The organism is Streptomyces sp. NPDC047017 (genome assembly GCF_040644175.1).
Lineage (GTDB): Bacteria > Actinomycetota > Actinomycetes > Streptomycetales > Streptomycetaceae > Streptomyces.
This window is the reverse complement of the sequence record NZ_JBEYVW010000017.1, coordinates 82564-106147: the sequence shown is the minus strand read 5'-3', so window position 1 is coordinate 106147 and position 23584 is coordinate 82564. Positions and strand designations below refer to the sequence as shown.

General features: G+C 72.5%; 22 protein-coding genes and 3 riboswitches. Of the genes, 7 read left to right on the top strand and 15 right to left on the bottom strand.

Translation table 11 applies throughout. From position 1 onward, the window contains the following. Positions 1–3: 3 nt before the first annotated feature. The 6 genes from aceA (at position 4) to nrdF (ending at position 8079) form a co-directional block, all read left to right on the top strand. Positions 4–1287 carry an isocitrate lyase gene (aceA, locus tag ABZ858_RS26655; RefSeq protein ID WP_361383566.1) on the top strand — a complete coding sequence of 428 codons (1284 nt, stop codon included), beginning with the start codon at positions 4–6 and terminating at the stop codon, positions 1285–1287. Between the two features lie 73 nt (positions 1288–1360). Then, complete coding sequence (gene aceB / locus ABZ858_RS26650) at positions 1361–2953, top strand: malate synthase A (RefSeq protein WP_361383563.1); 1593 nt, start codon at positions 1361–1363, stop codon at positions 2951–2953. A gap of 128 nt (positions 2954–3081) precedes the next feature. Next, on the top strand, positions 3082–3984 hold the full coding sequence (locus ABZ858_RS26645) for a 3-hydroxybutyryl-CoA dehydrogenase (protein ID WP_361383560.1): 903 nt from the start codon (positions 3082–3084) through the stop codon (positions 3982–3984). A gap of 113 nt (positions 3985–4097) precedes the next feature. Further along, positions 4098–4319: riboswitch (cobalamin riboswitch) on the top strand. 165 nt (positions 4320–4484) lie between these two features. Next, on the top strand, positions 4485–4904 hold the full coding sequence (gene nrdI / locus ABZ858_RS26640; RefSeq protein WP_361383557.1) for a class Ib ribonucleoside-diphosphate reductase assembly flavoprotein NrdI: 420 nt from the start codon (positions 4485–4487) through the stop codon (positions 4902–4904). After that, on the top strand, positions 4889–7042 hold the full coding sequence (gene nrdE / locus ABZ858_RS26635) for a class 1b ribonucleoside-diphosphate reductase subunit alpha (RefSeq protein ID WP_361383777.1): 2154 nt from the start codon (positions 4889–4891) through the stop codon (positions 7040–7042). The genes nrdI and nrdE overlap by 16 nt, the downstream gene beginning before the upstream one ends. A gap of 14 nt (positions 7043–7056) precedes the next feature. Continuing rightward, positions 7057–8079, top strand: coding sequence for a class 1b ribonucleoside-diphosphate reductase subunit beta (nrdF, locus tag ABZ858_RS26630; RefSeq protein ID WP_361383554.1), 1023 nt, complete (start codon positions 7057–7059; stop codon positions 8077–8079). A gap of 60 nt (positions 8080–8139) precedes the next feature. On the opposite strand, the gene ABZ858_RS26625 is transcribed toward nrdF, so the two are convergent. The 6 genes from ABZ858_RS26625 to ABZ858_RS26600 form a co-directional block, all read right to left on the bottom strand. Continuing rightward, on the bottom strand, positions 8140–8517 hold the full coding sequence (locus ABZ858_RS26625; protein WP_361383551.1) for a hypothetical protein: 378 nt from the start codon (positions 8515–8517) through the stop codon (positions 8140–8142). A gap of 91 nt (positions 8518–8608) precedes the next feature. Further along, entirely contained in the window at positions 8609–9469 is an 861-nt protein-coding gene (locus ABZ858_RS26620; RefSeq protein ID WP_361383548.1) for a CbtA family protein, read from the bottom strand. A 34-nt stretch (positions 9470–9503) separates the two neighbouring features. Next, positions 9504–9722, bottom strand: coding sequence for a CbtB domain-containing protein (locus tag ABZ858_RS26615; protein WP_361383545.1), 219 nt, complete (start codon positions 9720–9722; stop codon positions 9504–9506). 35 nt (positions 9723–9757) lie between these two features. Further along, a riboswitch (cobalamin riboswitch) is annotated at positions 9758–9897 on the bottom strand. Between the two features lie 165 nt (positions 9898–10062). Then, a complete protein-coding gene (locus ABZ858_RS26610) occupies positions 10063–11199 on the bottom strand; it encodes a bifunctional 2-methylcitrate synthase/citrate synthase (RefSeq protein ID WP_361383542.1) in 1137 nt (378 codons plus the stop codon). 31 nt (positions 11200–11230) lie between these two features. Further along, on the bottom strand, positions 11231–12136 hold the full coding sequence (gene prpB / locus ABZ858_RS26605) for a methylisocitrate lyase (protein ID WP_361383774.1): 906 nt from the start codon (positions 12134–12136) through the stop codon (positions 11231–11233). A gap of 2 nt (positions 12137–12138) precedes the next feature. After that, positions 12139–13647 (bottom strand): MmgE/PrpD family protein, encoded by a 1509-nt coding sequence (locus ABZ858_RS26600; protein WP_361383539.1) that lies wholly within the window; start codon positions 13645–13647, stop codon positions 12139–12141. 291 nt (positions 13648–13938) lie between these two features. Between ABZ858_RS26600 and ABZ858_RS26595 the strand changes: the two genes are divergently transcribed. After that, a complete protein-coding gene (locus ABZ858_RS26595) occupies positions 13939–15399 on the top strand; it encodes a short-chain fatty acyl-CoA regulator family protein (RefSeq protein WP_361383536.1) in 1461 nt (486 codons plus the stop codon). Positions 15400–15423: 24 nt separating this feature from the next. On the opposite strand, the gene ABZ858_RS26590 is transcribed toward ABZ858_RS26595, so the two are convergent. The 9 genes from ABZ858_RS26590 to ABZ858_RS26550 form a co-directional block, all read right to left on the bottom strand. Then, positions 15424–15558 (bottom strand): hypothetical protein, encoded by a 135-nt coding sequence (locus ABZ858_RS26590; RefSeq protein ID WP_361383534.1) that lies wholly within the window; start codon positions 15556–15558, stop codon positions 15424–15426. Next, positions 15555–15734, bottom strand: coding sequence for a hypothetical protein (locus ABZ858_RS26585; RefSeq protein ID WP_361383531.1), 180 nt, complete (start codon positions 15732–15734; stop codon positions 15555–15557). Before ABZ858_RS26585 ends, ABZ858_RS26590 begins: the two co-directional genes overlap by 4 nt. A gap of 11 nt (positions 15735–15745) precedes the next feature. Further along, positions 15746–15871: a hypothetical protein gene (locus tag ABZ858_RS26580; protein WP_361383528.1), complete on the bottom strand. Its 126-nt coding sequence runs from the start codon at positions 15869–15871 to the stop codon at positions 15746–15748. A 245-nt stretch (positions 15872–16116) separates the two neighbouring features. After that, a complete protein-coding gene (locus ABZ858_RS26575; RefSeq protein ID WP_361383525.1) occupies positions 16117–16917 on the bottom strand; it encodes an alpha/beta hydrolase in 801 nt (266 codons plus the stop codon). Positions 16918–17013: 96 nt separating this feature from the next. Beyond that, positions 17014–17931 carry a 3-hydroxyisobutyrate dehydrogenase gene (gene mmsB / locus ABZ858_RS26570; protein WP_361383522.1) on the bottom strand — a complete coding sequence of 306 codons (918 nt, stop codon included), beginning with the start codon at positions 17929–17931 and terminating at the stop codon, positions 17014–17016. Next, a complete protein-coding gene (locus ABZ858_RS26565; protein ID WP_361383519.1) occupies positions 17928–19007 on the bottom strand; it encodes an enoyl-CoA hydratase/isomerase family protein in 1080 nt (359 codons plus the stop codon). Before ABZ858_RS26565 ends, mmsB begins: the two co-directional genes overlap by 4 nt. Then, positions 19004–20152: an acyl-CoA dehydrogenase family protein gene (locus ABZ858_RS26560; RefSeq protein ID WP_361383516.1), complete on the bottom strand. Its 1149-nt coding sequence runs from the start codon at positions 20150–20152 to the stop codon at positions 19004–19006. The genes ABZ858_RS26565 and ABZ858_RS26560 overlap by 4 nt, the downstream gene beginning before the upstream one ends. Before the next feature lie 7 nt (positions 20153–20159). Next, positions 20160–21683, bottom strand: coding sequence for a CoA-acylating methylmalonate-semialdehyde dehydrogenase (locus ABZ858_RS26555; protein ID WP_361383513.1), 1524 nt, complete (start codon positions 21681–21683; stop codon positions 20160–20162). Between the two features lie 220 nt (positions 21684–21903). Continuing rightward, positions 21904–22085: riboswitch (cobalamin riboswitch) on the bottom strand. A gap of 218 nt (positions 22086–22303) precedes the next feature. Then, positions 22304–23548, bottom strand: a complete 1245-nt coding sequence (locus tag ABZ858_RS26550) for a PucR family transcriptional regulator (protein ID WP_361383510.1) — start codon at positions 23546–23548, stop codon at positions 22304–22306. Positions 23549–23584 lie beyond the last annotated feature (36 nt).

Sequence of the window (23584 nt, the reverse complement as noted above, 5' to 3'; positions counted from 1 at the left end):
GTCATGGCAGAAGCGAGGACGCGGGCGGCCGAGGACCTGGCGCGGCGCTGGGCCACCGACCCGCGCTGGCAGGGCATCGAGCGCACCTACGGCGCCGAGGACGTCGTGCGCCTCTCCGGCAGCGTCCGCGAGGAGCACACCCTCGCCCGGCGCGGCGCCGAACGGCTCTGGCGCCGGCTGCACGAGCAGGACTACATCCACGCCCTCGGCGCGCTCACCGGCGGCCAGGCCGTGCAGCAGGTCAAGGCGGGACTCCAGGCCATCTACCTGTCCGGCTGGCAGGTCGCCGCCGACGCCAACCAGGCCGGGCACACCTACCCCGACCAGAGCCTGTACCCCGTCAACTCGGTGCCGCAGGTGGTCCGCCGGATCAACAACGCGCTGCTGCGCGCCGACCAGATCGCCACCGCCGAGGACGCCGGCGACACCACCGACTGGCTGGCGCCGATCGTCGCCGACGCGGAGGCCGGTTTCGGCGGCCCGCTCAACGCGTTCGAGCTGACCAAGGCGATGATCGCGGCGGGCGCCGCCGGCATCCACTACGAGGACCAGCTCGCCTCCGAGAAGAAGTGCGGCCACCTCGGCGGCAAGGTGCTGGTGCCGACCTCGCAGCACATCCGCACCCTGAACGCGGCCCGGCTCGCCGCCGACATCGCCGACGTGCCCACGGTGATCGTCGCCCGCACCGACGCGCTCGCCGCCAACCTGCTCACCAGCGACGTCGACGAGCGCGACGCCGAGTTCGTCACCGGCGAGCGCACGGCGGAGGGCTTCTACCGGGTCCGGGGCGGCATGGCCCCGGTCATCTCCCGGGGCCTGGCCTACGCCCCGTACGCCGACCTGATCTGGGTGGAGACCGGCACCCCGGACCTGGCCCAGGCCCGCGAGTTCGCCGAGGCGATCCACGCGCGCTACCCCGACCAGCTGCTCGCCTACAACTGCTCGCCGTCCTTCAACTGGAAGGCCGCGCTGGACGACGACCAGATCGCCAAGTTCCAGCGGGAGCTGGGCGCGATGGGCTACCGGTTCCAGTTCATCACGCTGGCCGGGTTCCACTCCCTCAACCACGGCATGTTCGACCTGGCGCGCGGCTACGCCGAGCACGGCATGACCGCGTACGTCGACCTCCAGGAGAAGGAGTTCGCCGCGCAGGCCCACGGCTTCACCGCCGTCAAGCACCAGCGCGAGGTCGGCACCGGCTACTTCGATCTGGTCTCCACCGCTGTCAACCCCGCCTCCTCCACCACGGCGCTGGCCGGCTCCACGGAGGCGGAGCAGTTCCACTAGGCAGCCCCCTCGGCCGAGCGGAGGGGGCGACCGTCCCCGCCCCCTCCGCTCCCGTCCCCGTCAGGAGAGCCCGATGCCCACCACCGCACTCACCCAGCAGATCCGTGTCCTGGCCGCGTCCGGCCACCGGCACGACGAGATCCTCACCCCCGCCGCCCTGGACTTCGTCGGCCGGCTCACCGAGGCGTTCGAGCCGCGCCGGCGGGAGCTGATGAAGGAACGCCGCCGGCAGGCGCTGCGGCTGGCGGCGGGCTCGCCGCTGGGCTTTCCCATGGTCACCGCCTCGGTGCGCGCGGACCCGGGCTGGCGGGTGGCGCCGCCCGCGCCCGGCCTGACCGACCGCCGGGTGGAGATCACCGGCCCGCCGGACCGCCGTATGACGGTCAACGCGCTGAACTCCGGCGCCCAGGTGTGGATGGCGGACTTCGAGGACGCCACCGCGCCCCTGTGGGACAACGTGGTCGGCGGGCAGCTCAACCTGCTCGACGCCATCGAGCGGCGGATCGACTTCACCACGCCCGAGGGCCGTGAGTACCGGCTCGGCGAGCGGCTCGCCACCATCATGGTCCGCCCGCGCGGCTGGCACCTGGACGAGGAGCACCTGGAGTTCGACGGCCGCCCGGTGCCCGCCGCGCTTGTCGACTTCGGCCTGTACTTCTTCCACTGCGCCCAGCGGCAGATCGACGCCGGGCACGGCCCGTACTTCTACCTGCCCAAGCTGGAGAACCGGTACGAGGCCCGGCTGTGGAACGACGTGTTCCTGCTCGCCCAGGAGCTGCTCGGCATCCCGCGCGGCACGGTCCGCGCCACCGTCCTCATCGAGACGATCACCGCCGCGTTCGAGATGGAGGAGATCCTGTACGAGCTGCGCGAGCACGGCGCAGGGCTCAACGCGGGCCGCTGGGACTACCTGTTCAGCCTGATCAAGACGTTCGGGCACCGCACCGACTTCCTGCTGCCGGACCGTGCCGAGGTCACGATGACCGCGCCCTTCCTGCGGGCCTACACCGAGCTGCTCGTCCGCACCTGCCACCGGCGCGGGGCGCACGCCATCGGCGGGATGGCCGCCCAGGTGCCGGAGAAGGACCCGGCCGCGAACGAGGCCGCGCTCGCCAAGGTCCGCCTCGACAAGGAGCGGGAGGCCGAGGACGGTTTCGACGGGTCCTGGGTGGCCCATCCCGCGCTCGTCCCGGTCTGCCGCGAGGTCTTCGACGGCGTCCTCGGCGCGCGGCCCCACCAGCTCGACCGCGGCCGCGACGACGTCGAGGTGACCCCCGCCGACCTGCTGGACGTGCGCCGGATCAGCGGCCCGCCCAGCGCCGAGGGGGTGCGCACCAACGTCTCCGTCGCGCTGCGGTACTACGCCGCCTGGCTGCGCGGCCAGGGCGCGGTCGCGCTCGACGGGCTGATGGAGGACGCGGCCACCGCCGAGATCGCCCGGGTGCAGATCTGGCAGTGGCTGCGGCACCGGGTCGTCGACCGGGAGACCGTGCAGCGGGTGCTCGACGAGGAGTGCGCCGCGCTGGGCGCCGCGTACCCGTGGGCACCCGTCGACGACATCCGCGCCCTGTTCGAACGGACCGCGATGGCAGGCGAGTTGCCGCTGTTCTTCACCCCGGACGCCTACACCCACCACCTCGTGCGCCGACCGGAGGTGCGGGCGTGAGCGCGGCGGGCGGCGCGCGCGGCGGCGTGAACGCGGCGGGCGGAAGCGGGGCGGGTGTGAGCACGCCGACCGGAGGTGCGGGCGTGAGCGCGGCGGGCGTGGGCGGGGCGGGCGGAGGTGCGGCGGGCGTGAGTACGGCGGGCGTTGCGCGCGGCGGCGTGAGTGCGAGCGGCATCACGCGCGTCGGTGTGGTCGGCGGCGGGCAGATGGGTGCGGGCATCGCGGAGGTGTGCGCGCGGGCCGGGCTGGACACCGTGGTCTGCGAGGTGGACGCGGTCGCCGCCCGCGCGGCACGGGACCGGGTGGCCGCCTCGCTCGACCGGGCGGTGCGGCGCGGCAAGCTGGAGCGGGCGGCGGCGCGGGACGCGCTGGAGCGGACGGTGTTCGCCGGCAGCCTGGACGGCCTCGCCGACCGGCAGCTCGTCGTCGAGGCCGTCGTCGAGAACCCGGACGCCAAGACGGAGGTCTTCGCCGCCCTGGACAAGATCGTCGAGGACCCGGCGGCCGTGCTGGCCACCAACACCTCCTCGCTGCCCGTGATGCGGCTCGGCATGGCGACCGCCCGCGCGGACCGGGTCGTGGGCCTGCACTTCTTCAACCCCGTCCCCGTGCTGCCGCTGGTCGAGGTGGTGACCTCGCTGCACACCTCGGCGCAGACGACGGCCCGGGTCGAGGACTTCGCCACCCGCACGCTCGGCAAGACGGTCGTCCGCTCCCAGGACCGGGCCGGCTTCGTCGTCAACGCCCTGCTGATCCCCTACCTGCTCGCCGCCGTCCGGATGGCGGAGTCCGGCTTCGCCACCGCCGCCGACATCGACACCGGCATGGAACTGGGCTGCGCCCACCCCATGGGCCCGCTCAGGCTCGCCGACCTGATCGGCCTGGACACCGTCGCCTCCATCGCCGAGTCCCTGTACGACGAGTTCCGCGAGCCGCTCCACGCCCCGCCGCCGCTGCTCCAGCGGATGGTGCAGGCGGGACTCCTCGGCCGCAAGTCCGGCCGGGGGTTCCATACCTACGACCAGGGCTGAGGGCCTGGTACGACATCGTCCTGCCCCCTCCGGAGGGGGCAGGACTTAGGTATACCTAAGTCCTCGCTGGAACACAACATCTGGGCTGTGTGTGCTCAGCGAGTTCCAGATGTAGTGTTGTCGCTGCTGGTGGTTCGCCGGGCACTTCGGTGTCCGGCGTCGCAAGAGGGAACCCGGTGGGAATCCGGGGCTGCCCCGCAGCGGTGAGTGGGAACGACCGCCGTCACACGCACTGGGTCCGCACGACGGGCCTGGGAAGCGACGGCCAGTAGGAGTCTCTACGGCACGGGACACGCCCGCGAGTCCGAAGACCTGCCACCGGTGCGCACACCGGACGGCGGTGTGCGCGCTCCGAGGCCCCGAGGGAGGGCCAGGTGGCAGACGCACGGACCCGGGCACAGGTGCATCCACGCCCCGGCGCCCTGCCGTCCGCGCCGCGCCGCTCCTCCCCTCCAGGTCCTCGGACCCCGTCGGGAACGAGCGAGAGGAGGCGGCGGCCGATGGGCGCACTCGTGTATTTCTCCAGCGTCTCGGAGAACACCAAGCGCTTCGTGGAAAGGCTGGGCCTGCCCGCCACACGCATCCCCCTGCACCCCCACCGCGAGGGCATGCCGCGGGTGACCGGGCCGTATGTGCTGGTCGTGCCCACCTACGGCGGCGGCGAACGCGCCGGCGCGGTCCCCAAGCAGGTGGTCCGCTTTCTGAACGTCGAGGCCAACCGCGCCCTGCTGCGCGGGGTCATCGCCTCCGGAAACACCAACTTCGGCGCGGACTACTGCCTGGCCGGCCGGGTGATCTCGGCGAAGTGCCAGGTCCCCGAGCTGTACCGATTCGAACTGCTGGGCACGGACCACGACGTCCGTGCCGTGAGGGAAGGACTCAGGACGTTTTGGACACGACACTCATCGGCGGCGGCGTGATCACCGCGCCGCGCGAGTCGGTCGGCACGCGCAAGGACTACCACGCGCTGAACGCCATGCTGAACATGTACGACTGCGAGGGCCGCATCCAGTTCGACAAGGACCGCGAGGCCGTCCGCCAGTACTTCCTCCAGCACGTCGATCCCCGCACGGTGACGTTCGGGTCGCTGAAGGAGAAGATCGACCACCTCATCGAGCACGGCTACTACGAGGAGGCGTTCGTCCGGCGCTACGACTGGGAGTTCCTGGAGGCCCTGTACCGGCAGGCGTACGCCCACGAGCACCGCTTCCGCACCTTCCTGGGCGCCTTCAAGTACTACACGTCGTACACGCTGAAGACCTTCGACGGCTCCCGCTACCTGGAGCGCTACGAGGACCGGGTCGTCGCGACCGCCCTGTGTCTCGGCGCCGGTGACGAGGAGCTGGCCTCCCGTCTGGTGGACGAGATGATGACCGGCCGCTTCCAGCCGGCCACCCCGACCTTCCTCAACGCCGGCAAGGCCCAGCGCGGCGAGCTGGTCTCCTGCTTCCTGCTGCGGGTCGAGGACAACCTCGAATCCATCGGGCGCGGCGTCAACTCCGCGCTCCAGCTCAGCAAGCGGGGCGGCGGCGTGGCACTGCTGCTGACCAACCTGCGCGAACAGGGCGCCCCGATCAAGAAGATCGAGAACCAGTCCTCCGGTGTCGTGCCGGTGATGAAGCTCCTGGAGGACTCCTTCTCGTACGCCAACCAGCTCGGCGCGCGGCAGGGCGCGGGCGCGGTGTACCTGCACGCCCACCACCCCGACATCATGCGGTTCCTGGACACCAAGCGGGAGAACGCGGACGAGAAGATCCGCATCAAGACGCTCTCCCTCGGCGTGGTCGTCCCCGACATCACCTTCGAACTGGCCAAGCGCAACGAGGACATGCACCTGTTCTCGCCGTACGACGTCGAGCGCGAGTACGGAAAGCCGCTGGCGGACCTGTCGGTGAGCGAACACTACGACGAGCTGGTCGCAAACCCGCGCATCCGCAAGACCAGGCTGAGCGCCCGCGAGTTCTTCAAGACGATCGCGGAGCTGCAGTTCGAGTCGGGCTACCCGTACCTGCTGTTCGAGGACACGGTGAACCGGGCCAACCCGATCCCGGGCTGGATCAACATGTCCAATCTGTGCTCGGAGATCCTCCAGGTCAACACGCCGAGCACGTACGACGCCGCGCTCGGCTACGAGACGGTCGGCCGGGACATCTCGTGCAACCTGGGGTCGCTGAACATCGCCGCCGCGATGGCCTCGCCCGACCTCGGCACGACGGTGGAGACCGCGGTGCGCGGCCTGACGTCCGTCTCCGACCAGTCGGACATCACCGCGGTGCCGTCCGTGGCGCGCGGCAACGACCTGTCGCACGCCATCGGCCTGGGCCAGATGAACCTGCACGGCTACCTCGCCGCGCGGCGCGTCCACTACGGCAGCGAGGAGGGCGTCGACTTCACGAACATGTACTTCTACGCCGTCGCCTACCACGCGCTGCGCGCCTCCCACCGCATCGCCGTCGAGCGCGGCACCGCCTTCGACGGCTTCGAGAAGTCGGCGTACGCGGACGGCTCCTACTTCGACAAGTACACCGAGCGGGTGTGGGAGCCGGCCACCGAGCGGGTGCGGCAGCTGTTCGCCGACGCGGGGATCACGCTGCCCACGCAGGCCGACTGGCGTGAGCTGAAGGAGGCCGTCCGCGAGCACGGCATCTACAACCAGTACCTCCAGGCCGTCCCGCCCACCGGCTCCATCAGCTACATCAACGACGCCACCGCCTCCCTCCACCCGGTCGCCGCCAAGGTGGAGATCCGCAAGGAGGGCAAGCTCGGCCGCGTCTACTATCCGGCGCCGCACATGGACGACGACAACCTGGAGTACTTCCAGGACGCGTACGAGATCGGCTACGAGAAGATCATCGACACCTACGCGGCGGCCACCCAGCACGTCGACCAGGGCCTGAGCTGCACGCTCTTCTTCCGGGACACGGCGACGACCCGCGATCTGAACAAGGCGCAGATCCACGCCTGGCGCAAGGGCATCAAGACCCTGTACTACATCCGGCTGCGCCAGGAGGCCCTGGCCGGCACCGAGATCGAGAACTGCCTGTCCTGCACGCTGTGAGGAACGTACCGACGATGACCACCACCCCCGCCCCGCCGGCCGAGCTGTCGGTCACTCCCCCGTCCTACCGCCACGACCCCGCCGCCCGGCTGCGCCCGGTCAACTGGAACCGCGTCACCGACGAGAAGGACCTGGAGGTGTGGAACCGGCTCACCGCCAACTTCTGGCTGCCCGAGAAGGTACCGCTGTCCAACGACGTGAACGCCTGGCAGCAGCGGCTCACCGCCGGGGAACGCACCCTGACCATGCGGGTGTTCACCGGCCTGACCATGCTCGACACCGTGCAGGCCACGGTCGGTGAGATCGTGCAGATCCAGGACGCGCGCACCGAGCACGAGGAGGCCGTCTACACCAACATCGCCTTCATGCAGGCGGTGCACGCCCGCAGTTACTCGTCCGTCTTCTCCACCCTCTCCACCACCCCGGAGATCGACGACGCCTACCGCTGGGCCGTCGGCAACGACGTGCTCCAGCAGCGCTGCAAGACCGTCCTCGGGCACTACTACGGCGACGACCCGCTGAAGCGGAAGATCGCCTCCACCCTGCTGTCCTCGCTCCTGCTGTACGCGGGTTTCTACCTGCCGCTGCACTTCTCCACCCACGCCCTGCTCACCAACACCGCCGACATGATCCGGCTGATCCTGCGGGACAAGGCGGTGCACGGCTACTACTCGGGCTACAAGTACCAGCGCGGCCTGGAGCAGCGGACGCCGGCCGGGCAGGAGGAGCTGCGGGCCTTCACGTACGGCCTGCTGGAGGAGTTGTACGAGCTGGAACTGCGGTACTCGGGCGAGCTGTACGAGCCGCTCGGGCTGATGGACGACGTCGCCGTCTTCGTCCGCTACAACGCGAACAAGGCGCTGATGAACCTCGGTCTCCCGGCCCGCTTCGGCGCGGACGAGACCGCGGTGAACCCGGAGATCCTGGCGGCGCTGTCGCCCGGCGCGGACGAGAACCACGACTTCTTCTCCGGCTCCGGCTCCTCCTACGTCATGGGCACGGCGGAGGACACCGCCGACGACGACTGGGACTTCTGACAGGCGGGCATGACCGCCCGGCCCAGCGTGCCCGCTCTCCGTACGGCGCGGGGCCGCCGGTCATCGGTGACCGGTGGCCCCGCGCGTGCGTCGGCGCGGCTTCGGACCGCTGTCGGCTGCGGCGGACGAGCGCGCGGGTACGGCGAACCGGGCGGAGCCGAGCAGCGCCTTGATCCGGCAGCAGACGCGCTCGCCGTCCTGCCCGGACCGCACGGCAGGGCAGTGGCCGTGGCCGTCGGCCGTGGCGCAGAGTTCGGCCCGGGCTTCGTCCAGCAGGTCGGCGGCCAGCGACAAGTCCCGGTTCAGGGCGCTCATACGGGAGCTCTGGCCGCCGAGCTGGCGGCGCGCCAGGACGAGACGCTCGTACTCCTGCGGTGTGAGGGCGATGGCCGGTACACCGTCCAGGACGATTCTGCGGGGCTCGGGGCGTCGGCTCACGGCGATCCTCTTCAGCTGCGAACGTCCGGATGAGCGGCCTGGTCGCCCGGCGGCCGGGCCCGAGCCGCGCCCGGCCGGTTCCGTACGCCGGTCACGCCGGGACGGGGTCCGGCTCCTGTGCGGCGGCATCCGGGCTCACCGGCTTGAGCAGGCGTTCCGCCAAGGGGGCGAAGATCAGGCCGAGGGCCGTCCAGAGGATGAGCTGCGCGCCCACCGAGTAGAAACGGAAGGCGAACAGCACGTCGGCCGGGAAGCCCGGGAAGACGATGTCGCCCTTGGCGTCCTTCAGCGGCAGCGGGGTCTCGGTCGCCTGGTCGCCGTAGTCGGCCTTGTTGTACGAGAGGTGGCCGAGCTGCGGCAGCAGCAGCATGACGGTCCCGATGGCGACGACGAACACCGCGCCGGCCAGGAGGCTCGCGTTCCAGTTGCCGAACCGGGCCTGGAGCCGCTTGCCCAGGTAGACGGCTCCCACGAGGAAGGCCACCGAGCAGACGACCATGATCAGGTACAGGCCGCTGCGCTGCTGGATGGTCTCTTCGTGGCCGATCGCGGGCGGGTTCGCCGGGTACTTCAGGAACGGCACCAGATACATGCCGAGGAAACCGCCGCCGGCGACGAGCAGGGCCAGGTTGCGTGCTCGCAGGCCGCCGGTGCGGCCCAGGCAGACGGTGTAGGCGACGGCGAACAGGGCGCCCATCGCCATTCCGAAGAAGATGATCCCGACGCCGATGCCGACGTTGGCCTGGATGGTGCGGCTGAACAGGTCGGGGCCGGCGGCCTCGACGGGCAGTCCGGCCGCCTTGTCCAAGGCGTTCTGCGCGGCGTCCCGGCCGCTCTCGTAGTCGATGGCCTTGGCGATCTGCGGCTCGGCGAAGATCCGCGCGAAGACGAAAGCGAGCAGCCCCGCGACTGCGCCGGCGAGCACGCCGCGCAGTATGAGCTTCTTTTCCATGTCGAGTTGTCCGTACGTCCAGGTGCCGGCGAGATCAGTGGCAGGGGAAGCCGAGGAAGTGACGGGCATCGTGGACGAACTCGTGCACGTGCATGTCGTTGCCGAACACCGACACGGCCCCCTGGTCGACGCCGATGAAGTAGTAGACGGCCAGCGCGATCAGCGCGGTGCCGACCAGCCACAGAACGGACTTCGAGACCGGCAGGACGACCGGCGTGGATGCCGGGCGCGGGGATGTGGAAACGCTGCTCAAGGCGAGCCCTCCTTCGGGATCGTGCGTCCCTTTGCGTATACGGGCGGAGTGACGGCTCAGTGTCTGACTCGCCCGCCACCTCGCGGTGGCGGGCTCACAGTGGCGCGACCGTGCTGGAATCCCACCAGCTTCCTCATGCCGTCACTACAAGGGGACCGTACGGCCCGTTTCTCGGGGCCGTCAATCAAGCCTGTGCCAAATCAGCGGCCCGGGCGGCGAGGCCGCGGACCTGCGCTGAGTGCTCGGCGGAGGGGCGGCGGGCGCCGCTCGGTCGTCCTCTTCTTGCGGGGTTCCTGCGGGGTTCCTGCGGGGTTCCTGCGGGGTTCCTGCGGGGGCGCTCCTACGGAGCCGCCGGCACCGCCCGCCGCCCCGGGCCGTCGTACGAAGCCAGCGGGCGGATCAGCGCGTTGTGGGCCAGCTGCTCGGTGATGTGGGCGGTCCAGCCGGTGATGCGGCTCATCACGAAGATCGGTGTGAAGACGGGGATGTCGAAGCCCATGAGGTGGTAGGCGAGGCCGGCCGGGTAGTCCAGGTTCGGGTGGATGCCCTTGCGGTCGGCCATGGCGTGCCGCAGGGCCGCGTGCAGGGTGGCGAGCCGGGTCGCCTCGGGGTCCGCGGCCCGCGCCACCAGCCGGTCGAGGGCGTCCTGCATGACCGGGACGCGGGAGTCGCCGTGCTGGTAGACGCGGTGGCCGAAGCCCATGATCTTCCGCTGGGACGCCAGTGTCTGGTCCAGCCACTCCCCGGCCCGTCCCGGGTCACCGATCTCCAGCAGCATGTGCATCACCGCCTCGTTGGCGCCGCCGTGCAGTGGGCCCTTGAGGGCGCCGATGGCGGCGGTGACCGCGCTGTAGAGGTCGGAGAGGGTGGAGGTGACCACGCGGGCGGTGAACGTGGAGGCGTTGAAGCTGTGTTCGGCGTACAGGACGAGCGAGATCTCGAAGCAGCGGACCACGTCCGGGTCGGGGACGCTGCCGAAGCACATGTGGAAGAAGTTCTCCGCGTACCCGAGGGAGGGGTCGGGCGGGATCGGGGCCAGGCCCCGGCGGCGGCGCTGGTCGGCCGCCACGACGGTGGGCAGCTTGGCCAGCAGGGTGAGGGACTTGGCGCGGTGGGCGGCGAGGCTGGCGTCGTCCTCCGTGGGATCCTCGGCGCCGAAGAAGCTGACGGCGGTGCGCAGCACGTCCATGGGGTGGCAGGTCTCGGGCAGCCGGGCCAGCAGTTCCAGCGTGGTGCGGTCCAGGGGGCGCAGGGCGCGTTCGCGGGCCTGGAAGTCGCGGAGCGGTCCGGCGGCGGGGAGTTCGCCGTACCAGAGGAGGTGGGCGACTTCCTCGAAGGAGCGGGTCGCGGCCAGGTCCTGGACCGGATAGCCGCGGTAGGTGAGGGAGTTGGTCTCCTGGAGGACCGTGGAGATCTCGGTGGTGTCGACGACGACACCGGCGAGGCCGCGGTGGATCCGGGGTGTGGTGGTGGGCATGGGTGCCTGCCTTCGGGGGTCAGGTGACCGGTCAGTTTCCGGGCGGGAGCGTGAAGTCGTAGACGGCCGAGTCGAAGGCCGAGTACTCCTCGTAGCCGAGGAGTTCGTACAGGCGGGAGCGGGTCTGCATGCGCGGCAGCAGGGACTCCTGGGTGCCCTCGGCGGCGATCGTGCGCAGCCCGTCCTCGATGGCGCCCATGGCCAGGCGCAGCAGCGTCACCGGGTAGAGGGCGATGTTGTAGCCGAGGCTCTCCAGGGTCGCCGCGTCGAGGAGGGGGGTCTTGCCGAACTCGGTGAGGTTGGCGAGCAGCGGCACGTCGACGGCCTCGCGGAACGCCTCGTACTCGGAGACGTCCGCGAGCGCTTCGGGGAAGAGGGCGTCCGCGCCGGCGTCGGCATACGCCTTCGCCCGGTCGATCGCCGCGTCCAGCCCCTCCACCGCGCGGGCGTCGGTGCGGGCCATCAGCAGGAAGCCGGGGTCCCGGCGGGCGTCCACGGCTCCCCTGATCCGGCGGACCATCTCCTCGCGGGGGGTGACGGTCTTGCCGTCCAGCTGGCCGCAGCGCTTGGGGTTGACCTGATCCTCCAGGTGGAGTCCGGCCAGGCCGGCGTCCTCCATGAGCTGGACGGTGCGGGCCGCGTTCATCGGTTCACCGAAGCCGGTGTCGGCGTCGACGAGGACGGGGAGATCGGTGACCCGGGTCGTCTGCTGGGCGCGGGCGGCGATCTCGGTGGACGTGGTCAGGCCGATGTCGGGCAGGCCCAGGTCAGCGGCGAGGACCGCCCCGGACAGGTAGACGGCGTCGAAGCCGGTGTCCTGGATCAGGCGGGCGGACAACGGGTTGATCGCGCCGGGGATGCGCAGCAGGCGCCCCGAGGCGAGCTGTTCGCGGAAGGCGCGGCGGCGCTCGGCGGGCGTGGTACGGGTGTGCAGCACCATCAGAACAGTCCCTTCGGCAGGTCGGCGTCGTACGCGGCGACGGCGTCGGTGTCGACGGCCGGGAACAGCCCGCCCAGGCCGGCCGCCGGCAGCTCGGCGAGCCGGGCGGCGGTGTCCAGGAAGGCGTCCTGCGCGGACTCGGTGACGATGCCCTCGGTGAGGGTGCGGAACTTGCCGGCGTAGGCGGCGCGGTCGAAGGGTCGGGCGCCGGCCGGGTGGGCGTCCGCGACGGCGAGTTCGTCCTCGATCACGGTGCCGTCGTCGAGGGTGATCACCGCGCGGCCGCCGAAGGCGCGGCGGCCCGGGTCGGGGTCGTGGTAGCGGCGGGTCCAGGCCGGGTCCTCGACGGTCGTGATCTTCCGCCACAGTGCGACCGTCTCCGGGCGGGCGGCGCGCTCGGGCGCGTACGAGCGTTCGTGGTGCCAGGTGCCGTCCTCCAGGGCGACGGCGAAGATGTACGGCACCGAGTGGTCCAGGGTCTCCCGGCTGGCCGTCGGGTCGTACTTGTGCGGATCGTTCGCGCCGGAGCCGATCACGTGGTGGGTGTGGTGGCTGGTGTGCAGGACGATCGAGCGTACGCGGTCCAGGGGGCCGGTCTTCTCCCGCAGCCGCCGGGCGAGATCGATGACCGCCTGCGCCTGGTACTCGGCCGAGTGCTCCTTGGTGTACGTGTCGAGGATCGCGCGGCGCGGCTCGCCCGGCGCCGGGAGAGGGACCGTGTAGTCGGACCGCGGGCCGTTCAGCATCCAGGCCAGGAAGCCGTCCTCGCCCTCGTAGACCGGGGACGGGGAGGTCTCGCCGCGCATGGCCCGGTCGACGGCCTCGATGGCGGCCTTGCCGGCGAAGGCGGGGGCGTACGCCTTCCAGCTGGAGATCTCGCCCTTGCGGGACTGCCGGGTGGCGGTGGTGGTGTGCACGGCCTGCTGGACGGCCTGGTACACCGTCCCGGTGGGCAGCCGCAGCAGGGCGCCCAGGCCGCAGGCCGTGGCCGCGCCGAGGTGGGCCACGTGGTCGATGCGGTGTTCGTGCAGGCAGATGCCCTTGACCAGGGCGACATGGACCTCGTACGCGGCGACGATGCCGCGCAGCAGGTCGGCGCCGGTACGGCCGGTGTGCTGGGCGACGGCGAGCAGCGGCGGGATGTTGTCGCCGGGGTGGGAGTAGTCGGCGGCCAGGTAGGTGTCGTGGAAGTCCAGCTCGCGCACGGCGGTGCCGTTGGCCCACGCCGCCCACTCCGGGGAGACGCGGACGGGGGTGCCGAAGACCGAGGCGCCGGGGGCGGTGGAGGGGTGGGCGGTGGCCTGGGCGCGGGCGACGGCGACCGGGCGGCGCGGCAGGGAGGCGACGGCCACCGAGGCGTTGTCGATCACCCGGTTGACGGCCATGGCGGCGCTGTCGGCGACCGGCTCCCCGGTGCCGGTCGCCACGGCGGCCAGTTTCCAGGCGAGCTGGTCCTCGCGCGGGAGCCGGTCGGCGCTGGGGTGGACACGGACGCGGTGCTCGATCACGGGACTCCTAGGAGGTGCGGGACGCGGCGCTGACGTGAACTGACGAGGACTGACGAGGACTGACGAGGACTGACGAGGACTGACGAGGGTCGACGAGGACTGATGTCGACGACGACCGATGTCAACGACACTGCCCGCCCGGCGGCCCCCGGACCACCTCTCCAATCTGCGAAATCCATACCGGCCCGGGCTGCGGATCTGCGAAAACTGCGAAGGTCGCGGATGCTATGTTCGCAAGTGACCGGAGGCGGAAGGCCGCAGCTCACCGGCACGCGACAAGGGATGTGCGCCATGGCCCGACGAGCCGCAGGCCGCAAGGTCTACGCCCATGCGAAGCTGCGGCGGCTGCGCCGCGAGCACGGCATGAACCAGGTCGACATGGCCCGCGCGCTCGGCATCTCCACCAGCTACGCCAACCAGATCGAGCAGAGCCAGCGGCCGCTGACCGCACCGGTGCTGCTGCGTATCGCGGAGGTGTTCGGGGTCGACGCGGAGTTCTTCTCCGAGGCCGCCGAGGACCGGCTCGCCGCCGATCTGCGGGCCGCGCTCGCCGACGAGGCGTGCGCGGTGGAACTGCCCGCCGCCGAGGAGATCACCGACGCCGCCCGCGACCATCCGGAGGTGGCCCGCGCCCTGGTCGCGCTGCACCGCCGCTACCGCGACACCGTCGAACAGGCCGCCGCCCTCGGCTCCCCGGGCCGGGGTCCGGGCCCGGGCGGCGCCCCGCTGCCGGCCGCCGAACCGCACGACGAGGTACGGGACTTCTTCTACGCGCACCACAACCACTTCGAACCGCTGGACACCGAGGCCGAGCGGACCGCCGGCACCCTGGACCTGCGTGCGGGCCGGGTCGCCGACCCGCTCACCGCGCTGCTCGCCGAGCGCCACCGCGTCCGCGTCGTCCAGGCCGCCACCGGCCGCTCCGCCGACGCCCGGCGCTACGACCCCGCCACCGGGCTGCTGTTCCTGTCGCCCTGGCTCAGCGACGGCCAACGGGCCTTCCAACTCGCCACCCAGCTCGCGCTGCTGGAGCACGGCCCGCTGCTCGACGCCCTCGCCGCCGGCGCCACGGGCCTGACCTCGCCCGAGTCGCGGTCGCTGGCCCGCATCGGCCTGGCGAACTACTTCGCGGGCGCCCTCCTCATGCCGTACACGGCCTTCCACACCACCGCCGAGGAGGTGCGCTACGACATCGAGCTGCTGTCCGCGCGGTTCGGCGTCGGCTTCGAGACCGTCTGCCACCGCCTGAGCACCCTCCAGCGCACGGGACGGCGGGGCGTGCCGTTCTCCTTCCTGCGGGTCGACCGGGCCGGCAACATCTCCAAACGGCAGTCCGCGACCGACTTCCACTTCTCCCGGCTCGGCGGCACCTGCCCGCTGTGGACGGTGTACGAGGCGTTCTCCGCGCCCGGCCGGATACTGACGCAGGTGGCCGAGATGCCCGACGGCAAGCGGTACTTCTGGGTCGCGCGGACCCTCACCCGGGGCGGCTTCGGCCACCACGCCCCGCGCGCCGAGTTCGCCGTCGCCCTCGGCTGCGAACTGCGCCACGCCCACCGCCTGGTCTACGCGGAGGGCCTCGCCCTGGACGATCCCCGGGCCGCCACCCCGATCGGACTCGGCTGCCGGATCTGCGAACGCCGCGACTGCGCGCAACGGGCCCGCCCACCGGCCGGCGGCCGGCTGGCCGTCGACCCGGACCGGCGCACCTACGTGCCGTATCCGGTGGAGAGCGGCGGCCCGGGGCACTGACGGACCCGAAGGCGCGGGGTCATGTCATCGGGTGGGCAGCCGGCAGCCGTCCCGGCCGGCCTCGGCGTCGTGGGCGGCACCGGCTCCGGCCTCGGCGTAGTGGGCAGCACCGGTTCCGACCCCAGCCTCGGTCGTCCAGCTCCCGGCGGTGGCGGTCATGACATGCCCCCCAGTCGGGCGTTGCGCAGGGCGGCCCGGGCCTTGACGATGCCGCCGTGCTGGAGCAGGCCACCGATGTAGATCCGGCCGCCCACGCGCAGCAGCACGGCGACCGAACCGAGCAGCAGGGCGACGGCCAGCGCGATGTCCCACCACGGCACGTTCTCGCTCGCCATCCGGACCGGCATCACGGCCGAGGACGGAAGAACAGGGCCATCACGCCGATCGCGGCGGTCATGGTCCGCTGGGTCGTGCGGTCCGCGTCGGGGTCAAGCGCGGACAGGGCTGACGTGGGTGCGCTGTCGTCGGTCATTCGCCTGGGCTTCCCGTCGCGGAGGTGAGGGGTGGCGGGCACGGGGCCCGCGGGTGGTGGCCTGGCTGATGGCGAGGCTCGCGGCGGCGCGGAGCGGGGTGGTGGCCGCGGCTCCGGTCACCGCGTCGACCGCGATCTTGTCGGCGCAGGCGCAGGAATCGTAACCCGGCAACAACTCCTCATGCAGGTAAGGAGCGTTGGGCAGGGATTCAGCTCCTTTCGTCAGCCGGAGGGCTCTCGCTAGGTCACCTCACCGCATGCGCCACCAGGAACGCCCGCATGGCCGGGGCCACCGCCTCGGCGAGGTCCTCGGCGTTGTGCAGTGCGGTGTCGATCGCGGGGGTGGCCAGGTGGCCGTCGGGGAGGGTGGCCGCGAGTTGCCGGGCGAGGGCGGTGGGGTGGCGTGGGTCGGTGCCGGGGAAGACCAGGGTCGGCACGGTGATCGCGGCGAGTTCGCCGACGGTGCGGAAGGAGCGGTCGTGTCCGATGGCCGCGGCGGCGGCGATGCTCGCGGGGTCGCTGCGGGGGACGGCGTCCCGTACCAGCTCGCCCACCAGCGGCGGGAGCAGGGAGAGGACGGGCGCCCAGCCGGCTTCCAGGCCCTCGGTCCTGACCCGGGCGGCGAACGCGTCGAGGAAGCGGATCTCGGCGGCCTTGGCCTCGTCGTCCTCGATGTCCTCCACGCCGATCAGCACGGCGGCCCGTACCCGGTCCGGGTGTGCGGCCGCCGCCCTGAGCGTGATCGTGGAACCCAGGCCGGCCCCGGCCAGTGCGGCGCGGGGCAGGTCCAGGTGGTCGAGGAGGCCGAGCAGGTCGTCAGTGTACCGGTCCCAGGTGTAGCGGGCCGGGTCCGTGCAGACCGAGCGGCCGTAGCCGCGCAGGTCCGGGACGACCACCGTGTGGCGGTCGGTGAACCGCTCGGCCAGCGGCAGCATGCTCCGGTGGTCCGGGCCGCCCGCGTGCAGCAGGACCAGGGCCGGTCCCGCGCCGGTGAGGGTGGCGTGCAGGACACAGCCGTCGCCCGCCCGGTAACTCGTCTTCGGCATGGGTCCCACCCTGCCCCGGCGGGCGGGCGTACGGTACCGGCTCGCCCGACAATCCGTGTCGCGCGACGGCCATCCGCGCGGTGCTGCCGGAAGGGGTCAGGGGCGCTCCCCTCCGCTGCGTTCCTTGATCCCGCTGCGGTCCCTGATCGTCCGTACGATGCCGGAGAAGTCCTCCGTGTCGGTGGCGTGTTCGGCGTAGGCGGCGTACAACTCGGCTGCGCGCAGGCCGAGTTCCGCGTCCACCTCGCCCGCGCGGATCGCGCCCGCGGCGAGGGCGAGGTCCTTGGCCATCAGGGAGGCGGCGAAGCCGGGGCGGTAGTCGCGGTTGGCGGGGCTGGCCGGTACGGGGCCGGGGACGGGGCAGTTGACGCTGAGTGCCCAGCACTGGCCGGAGGCGGTGGACGCCACGTCGTAGAGCGCCTGGTGGGACAGGCCGAGGCTCTCCCCGAGGACGAACGCCTCACTGACGGCGATCATGGAGATGCCGAGGATCATGTTGTTGCAGATCTTGGCGGCCTGCCCGGCGCCCGCCCCGCCGCAGTGGACGGCCTTGCGGCCCATGGCCTCCAGCAGCGGACGGGCCTCGGCGAACTCCGGTTCCGCGCCGCCGGCCATGAAGGTCAAGGTGGCGGCTTCGGCGCCGACGACCCCGCCGGAGACGGGGGCGTCCAGGGCCCGCATGCCCGCGGCGAGCGCCCGGTCGTGGGCGGTGCGGGCGTCGGCGACGTCGATGGTGGAGCAGTCGACGAAGAGGGTCGCGGGGCGGGCGGCGGCGAGGATGTCGTCGTAGAGGGCGAGGACGTGCCGCCCGGCGGGCAGCATGCTGACGACCACGTCGGCGCCGGCGGCCGCCTCGGCCGCGGACGCGGCCGGCCGCACCCCGGCGCCCGCGGCGGCCGCCACCGCCTCGGGGACGAGGTCGTGGCCGAGCACCCGGTAGCCGGCCCTGACCAGGTTGGCGGCCATCGGGCCGCCCATGTGCCCGAGTCCGACGAAGGCGACGGTGCTGCTCACCAGGCCACCTCCGCGGCGGTGCCGGCCGCGGCGGCGAGCCCGAGTTCGCGCGCGCCGAGCGGGGCGAAGAAGCGTGCGACGTCGGCGTCGGTGACCTCGCCGAGGGTCTTCGGTGCCCAGCGCGGGCCGCGGTCCTTGTCGACGACCTGGGCGCGGATGCCCTCGACCAGATCGGGCGCGGTCAGCGCCGCGCAGGAGACCCGGTACTCCTGGTCGAGCACCTGTTCCAGCGAGCCGAGCCGCCGGGCCCGGCGCAGCGAGGCCAGGGTGACCTTCAGCGCGGTCGGGGACTTGGCGAGCAGGGTCTCGGCGGTCTCCCGGGCGGCCGGGTCGCCGTGGGCGGTCAGCCGCCGCACGATCTCCTCGACGCTGTCGGCGGCGTAGCAGGCGTCGATCCAGGCGCGCCGGTCGGCCAGCACGCCCCGCGGTGCGGGCCGTACGTGCCGGGCCAGTGCCTCGCGGACCGGCAGGCGGGCCAGGTCGCCGACGAGGTCCGCCAGCGCGGCGGCGGGCACGTGGTGGTCGGCGAGCCCGCACAGCAGGGCGTCCTCGGCGCCGGCCTGCGCGCCGGTCAGGGCGAGGTGGGTGCCCAGTTCGCCGGGTGAGAGGGCCAGCAGGTAGGTGCCGCCGACGTCCGGTACGAAGCCGATGCCGGTCTCGGGCATGGCGACCCGGGACCGTTCGGTGACGATACGGACGCTGCCGTGGGCGGACAGGCCGACGCCGCCGCCCATGACGATGCCGTCCATCAGGGCGACGTACGGTTTCGGGAAGCGGGCGATCCGCGCGTTGAGGTGGTACTCGTCGCGCCAGAACGCCGCCGTGGCGGTGCCGTCGCCGTCGCGGGCGTCGTCGTGGATGGCGCGGACGTCACCGCCGGCGGACAGGCCGCGCTCGCCGGCGCCCATGAGGACGATCGTCTCGACGGCCGGGTCCCGTTCCCAGGCGGTGAGGGCCTCGTCGACGCGGGACACCATCGGGTGGGTCAGGGCGTTGAGGGCGCGCGGGCGGTTGAGGACGATGTGGGCGGCCCGGCCGGTGCGGCGCAGCAGGACGTCCGCGTCGCCGCCGGTCACCGGAACGCCTCCGTCAGGCCGCGGGCCACGATGACACGCATGATCTCGTTGGTTCCTTCCAGGATCTGGTGGACCCGCAGGTCCCGGACGATCTTCTCGACGCCGTACTCGTTCAGGTAGCCGTAGCCTCCGTGCAGTTGCAGTGCCCGGTCGGCCACCGAGTACCCCGTGTCGGTGGCGAACCGCTTCGCCATCGCGCACAGATACGGCGCCTGCGCGTCGCCCCGGTCCAGGGCCTCGGCCGCCTGCCGCACCAGGGCGCGCGCGGCGGCCAGTTCGGTGGCCATGTCGGCGAGGCGGAAGCGCAGCGCCTCGGCGTCCAGCAGCCGGCGGCCGAACGCCTCCCGGTCGGCGAGGTGGGCCAGGCTGCGGTCCAGGGCGCTGCGGGCGCCGCCCAGGGAGCAGGCGGCGATGCCGAGCCGGCCGCCGTTGAGGCCGTTCATGGCGATGCGGAAGCCCTGTCCCTCGCGGCCCAGGAGCCGGCCGGCGGGCACCCGTACCCCGTCCAGGACGACCTGGCGGGTGGGCTGGGCGTTCCAGCCCATCTTCCGTTCGTCGGGGCCGAAGCCGACGCCGGGGTCGTCCTTGTCGACGACGAACGCGGAGATGCCCTCGGCGCCGTCGCCGCCGGTGCGGGCCATCACGACGTACAACTGGGCGGCGCCGGCCCCGGAGATGAACTGCTTGACGCCGGTCAGCACATGGCCGTCGCCGTCCCGGACGGCGCGGGTGGTCAGGGCCGCGGCGTCCGATCCGGCGCCGGGTTCGGTCAGGCAGTAGCTCGCGAGGTCCTCCATCGCGCACAGCCGGGGCAGCCAGCGCTCGCGCTGGGCGTCGTCGCCGTAGTGGTCGATCATCCAGGCGACCATGTTGTGGATGGACAGGTACCCGGCGATGGACGGGCACCCGGAGGCCAGGCTCTCGAAGACGAGGACGCCGTCGGCGCGGGTGAGTCCGGAGCCGCCGGAGTCCTCGCGGACGTAGACGCCGCCGAGTCCGAGGCCGGCGGCCTTGCGCAGTGTGGCGACGGGGAAGTGCTTGTCGCGGTCCCAGTCGAGGGCGTGCGGGGCGATGTGGTCCTGGGCGAAGTCCAGGGTGGTCTCGACGAGGGCCTGCTGGTCCTCGGTGAGCAGGGTGGTGGTCATACGACGCTCAGCCCATCGTGGGGATCGTGAAGCTCGCGCCCTCGCGCAGCCCGGCGGGCCAGCGCGAGGTCACGGTCTTGGTGCGGGTGCAGAAGCGGATGGCGTCCGGGCCGTGCTGGTTGAGGTCGCCGAAGCCGGAGCGCTTCCAGCCGCCGAAGGTGTGGTAGGCGACCGGCACCGGAATGGGCACGTTCACGCCGACCATGCCGGTGTTCACCCGCCGGGTGAAGTCACGGGCGGTGTCCCCGTCCCGGGTGAAGATCGCCACGCCGTTGCCGTACACGTGCTCGCTGGGCAGCCGCAGCGCCTGCTCGTAGTCGGCGGCGCGGACGACGGACAGCACCGGTCCGAAGATCTCCTCCTGGTGGATGCGCATCGCCGGGGTGACCCGGTCGAACAGCGAGGCACCGGCGAAGAAGCCGCCCTCATGGCCGGGGAGCACGAAGTCCCGTCCGTCGACGACGAGTTCGGCGCCCTCCTCGATGCCCAGGGCGAGGTAGGAGCGGACGCGTTCGAGGGCGTCCGGGCCGACCAGCGGGCCGAAGTCGGCCTCGGGGTCGTCGCTGCGCCCGATGCGCAGTGCGCCGACGCGCTCCTTGAGCCGGGCCACGAGGGCGTCGGCGGTGGCCTCGCCCACGGGGACGGCGACCGAGATGGCCATGCAGCGTTCGCCGGCCGAGCCGTAGCCCGCGCCGATCAGGGCGTCGACGGCCTGGTCGAGGTCGGCGTCCGGCATCACGATCAGGTGGTTCTTGGCGCCGCCGAAGCACTGGGCGCGCTTGCCGTGGGCGGCGGCGGTGGCGTAGACGTGCGCGGCGACGGGGGTGGAGCCGACGAACGCGAGGGCGCCGACGCGCGGGTCCTCCAGCAGGGTGTCGACCGCTTCCCGGGCGCCGTTGACGACGTTGAGGACACCGGCCGGCAGGCCCGCCTCCAGGAACAGCTCCGCGAGCCGCAGCGGCACGGACGGGTCACGCTCGGAGGGCTTGAGGACGAAGGCGTTGCCGCAGGCCAGCGCGGGGGCGGCCATCCACAGCGGGATCATCGCGGGGAAGTTGAACGGGGTGATGCCGGCGATCACGCCCACCGGGGCGCGCAGCGAGTGGACGTCGATGCCGGTGCCGGCGTTGTCGGTGAACTCGCCCTTGATCAGGTGCGGGACGCCCGCGGCGAACTCCACCACCTCCAGGCCGCGCTGAATGTCCCCGTGCGCGTCGGCGACGGTCTTGCCGTGCTCGGCGGCCAGCAGCCGGGCCAGGGCGTCCTTCTCCTGCTCGGCCAGGTGCAGGAAGCGCAGCAGGACGCGGGCGCGGCGCTGGGGGTTCCACTCGGCCCACTCCCGCTGGGCGTCGGCGGCGACGGCGATCGCCGCCTCGGTCTCGGCGCGGTCCGCCAGGGGTACGCGGGCCTGGACCTCTCCGGTGTTGGGGTCGTACACGTCGCCGTGGCGCCCCGATGTTCCCGGGGTGTGCTTGCCGCCGACGAAGTGGGTCAGTTCGCGCACACCGGTGTGGTCGTGCGGACGGATCATGGGTGCCTGCTCTCGTCAGGTGATCCGGGACGGCACGCCGCCGCACCCGGGCGCGCGAGGGCGCGGGGCGGGACGGGCGGCGTGAGATCGCGTATGGCGGGTGCCGTCAGACGGCGAGGAGACGCCTTCGGGGACTACGACGGGACCAGGCCCGTGCGGCGGGGCCGCCGGGGTCGTGGACGCGCACCGATGCCATGCGTGTCAGCTCCATCCTCGTGGACAACACGGAACATCCCGCGGCCGGTATCCTGACTCCCGGATCAGCGCGCGCCGTCCGCCTTCCCGACATCCAGCTCGTCAGTGGCGTACCGCTCGACGGCGTACTCCCCGGTCACAGTGGCGGGACCGTGCCGGAATCACACCGGCTTCCCTGCACCGCGGGCCTTGGTCGCGACTATATAGTTGGACGCCCTAGTAAATCCAGGGTCTGGGATCCGGGGCCTGGGATCCGGGGTCTGAAGTCTGCGGTCTGCGGTCTGCGGCCCGGGGGTGTGCGGCGGGAGGTGCCGCCGCGGCCGACGCGCAGTGCTCGGCCCTCGTGCTGGAGCCGTACACATGCGTGGGTGTACTTCGTGCTCCGCACGGGGGCCGAACGCACTACAGGGGTGCGGAGTCGAAGATCACGTGACCTGACCTCCCGCGAGTCGGTCGGGTCCCCGCCAGTGGAGGATTTCGAGGGCGGCCGCGACTTCCAGGGGGTGGGTGGCGAGGGGGTGGGGCAGGAGGTGGTCGGCGCGGGTGAGGCGGCGCAGGAGGGTGTTGCGGTGGGTGAAGAGGCGGGTGGCGGCGCGGGAGGCGTTGCACTGTGCGGAGAGGAAGGCGCGTACCGCCTCGGTGAGTTCGGGCGGGGCCGTCGCGAGGTCGCCGAGGGTGCGTTTGACGAAGCGGTCGGCGTGTTCGGGGTCCTGGGTGAGGAGGGCGACGAGTTCGATCTCGTCGTAGGAGGCCAGGCGGTGGGTGGAGGAGAGCCTGGCCAGCATCCGCTGGGTGGTGAGCGCGTCGAGATGGCTGCGGCGGAAGCCGTCGACGCCGGGTGCGGCCGGGCCGAGCGCGACGCGCGCGGCCGGCAGCCGGTCCAGGGCGGCCCGTACGTCGTCCGTGCCGGGGCGGCCGTGTACCCACACCCAGCGGGTCGCGGCGCCGGCGATGACGCTCAGTGCCGCGCTCCGGCCCGCCGCGGCGGCCAGGGCGTCCGCGGCCCGGTCGAGCTGGTGCAGGTCGGCGTCGGGATCGTCGGTCCAGACCACGGCCGCGGTGTGCGTCGCGTCCAGCGCGTGGCCCAGCCGGGCCTGGGCGCGCTGCCGGGTGATCGGCGCGCCGTCCAGCAGCAGGGCCACGATCTCGCGGCGCTCGGCGTGGGTGCCGCGGGTGAGTTCGCCGCGCTCGGCGTGCATGCGGGCGGCGATGGCGGCGACCGTGTCGTCCACGAACGCGGCGATGGAGCGCAGGGACACGTCGAGCAGTTCACTCAGTTCCGCCGGGTCGTCCGTGAGCGAGCAGGCGATCTGCGTCCACACCCGGACGGCGACGCTCTGGCCGACCCGGTAGGCGTCGAGCGCGGTCTCGTCCAGGCCGCGCCGCACGAGGTCGCGGGCGATGGCCAGGGGCGCGTCGCCCTCGTTCGCGGGCACCGGCTCGCCGGGGGCGCGGACGTTGCAGGCCGCCCAGAACAGCAGGTTGGACCGGTTCGTCCGGCGGGTCCCGGCGGCCAGCACCGGGTCGGCGGCGATCTGCTGCTGGGCCCGGCCGGACAGCGTGGCGGCGTCGAGTTCGGCGAGCCATTCCGGGCGGGGGGTGAGGGCGATCTCGGCGCCCCTGCGCATCAGCTCCCGCACGCGGGGCGAGGGCGGGTTCCACGGCGGCATGCGCCGACTCTAGCGGTGCGGGGGTGGTGCATACTG

Coding starts and splice junctions, on each gene's coding strand:
- aceA (WP_361383566.1), top strand. CDS start 4: ATGGCAGAAGCGAGGACGCGGGCGGCCGAGGACCTGGCGCGGCGCTGG.
- aceB (WP_361383563.1), top strand. CDS start 1,361: ATGCCCACCACCGCACTCACCCAGCAGATCCGTGTCCTGGCCGCGTCC.
- nrdI (WP_361383557.1), top strand. CDS start 4,485: ATGGGCGCACTCGTGTATTTCTCCAGCGTCTCGGAGAACACCAAGCGC.
- nrdF (WP_361383554.1), top strand. CDS start 7,057: ATGACCACCACCCCCGCCCCGCCGGCCGAGCTGTCGGTCACTCCCCCG.
- ABZ858_RS26620 (WP_361383548.1), bottom strand. CDS start 9,469: ATGGAAAAGAAGCTCATACTGCGCGGCGTGCTCGCCGGCGCAGTCGCG.
- ABZ858_RS26610 (WP_361383542.1), bottom strand. CDS start 11,199: ATGCCCACCACCACACCCCGGATCCACCGCGGCCTCGCCGGTGTCGTC.
- ABZ858_RS26595 (WP_361383536.1), top strand. CDS start 13,939: ATGGCCCGACGAGCCGCAGGCCGCAAGGTCTACGCCCATGCGAAGCTG.
- ABZ858_RS26590 (WP_361383534.1), bottom strand. CDS start 15,558: ATGACCGCCACCGCCGGGAGCTGGACGACCGAGGCTGGGGTCGGAACC.
- ABZ858_RS26585 (WP_361383531.1), bottom strand. CDS start 15,734: ATGGCGAGCGAGAACGTGCCGTGGTGGGACATCGCGCTGGCCGTCGCC.
- ABZ858_RS26580 (WP_361383528.1), bottom strand. CDS start 15,871: ATGACCGACGACAGCGCACCCACGTCAGCCCTGTCCGCGCTTGACCCC.
- ABZ858_RS26575 (WP_361383525.1), bottom strand. CDS start 16,917: ATGCCGAAGACGAGTTACCGGGCGGGCGACGGCTGTGTCCTGCACGCC.
- ABZ858_RS26560 (WP_361383516.1), bottom strand. CDS start 20,152: ATGACCACCACCCTGCTCACCGAGGACCAGCAGGCCCTCGTCGAGACC.
- ABZ858_RS26555 (WP_361383513.1), bottom strand. CDS start 21,683: ATGATCCGTCCGCACGACCACACCGGTGTGCGCGAACTGACCCACTTC.
- ABZ858_RS26550 (WP_361383510.1), bottom strand. CDS start 23,548: ATGCCGCCGTGGAACCCGCCCTCGCCCCGCGTGCGGGAGCTGATGCGC.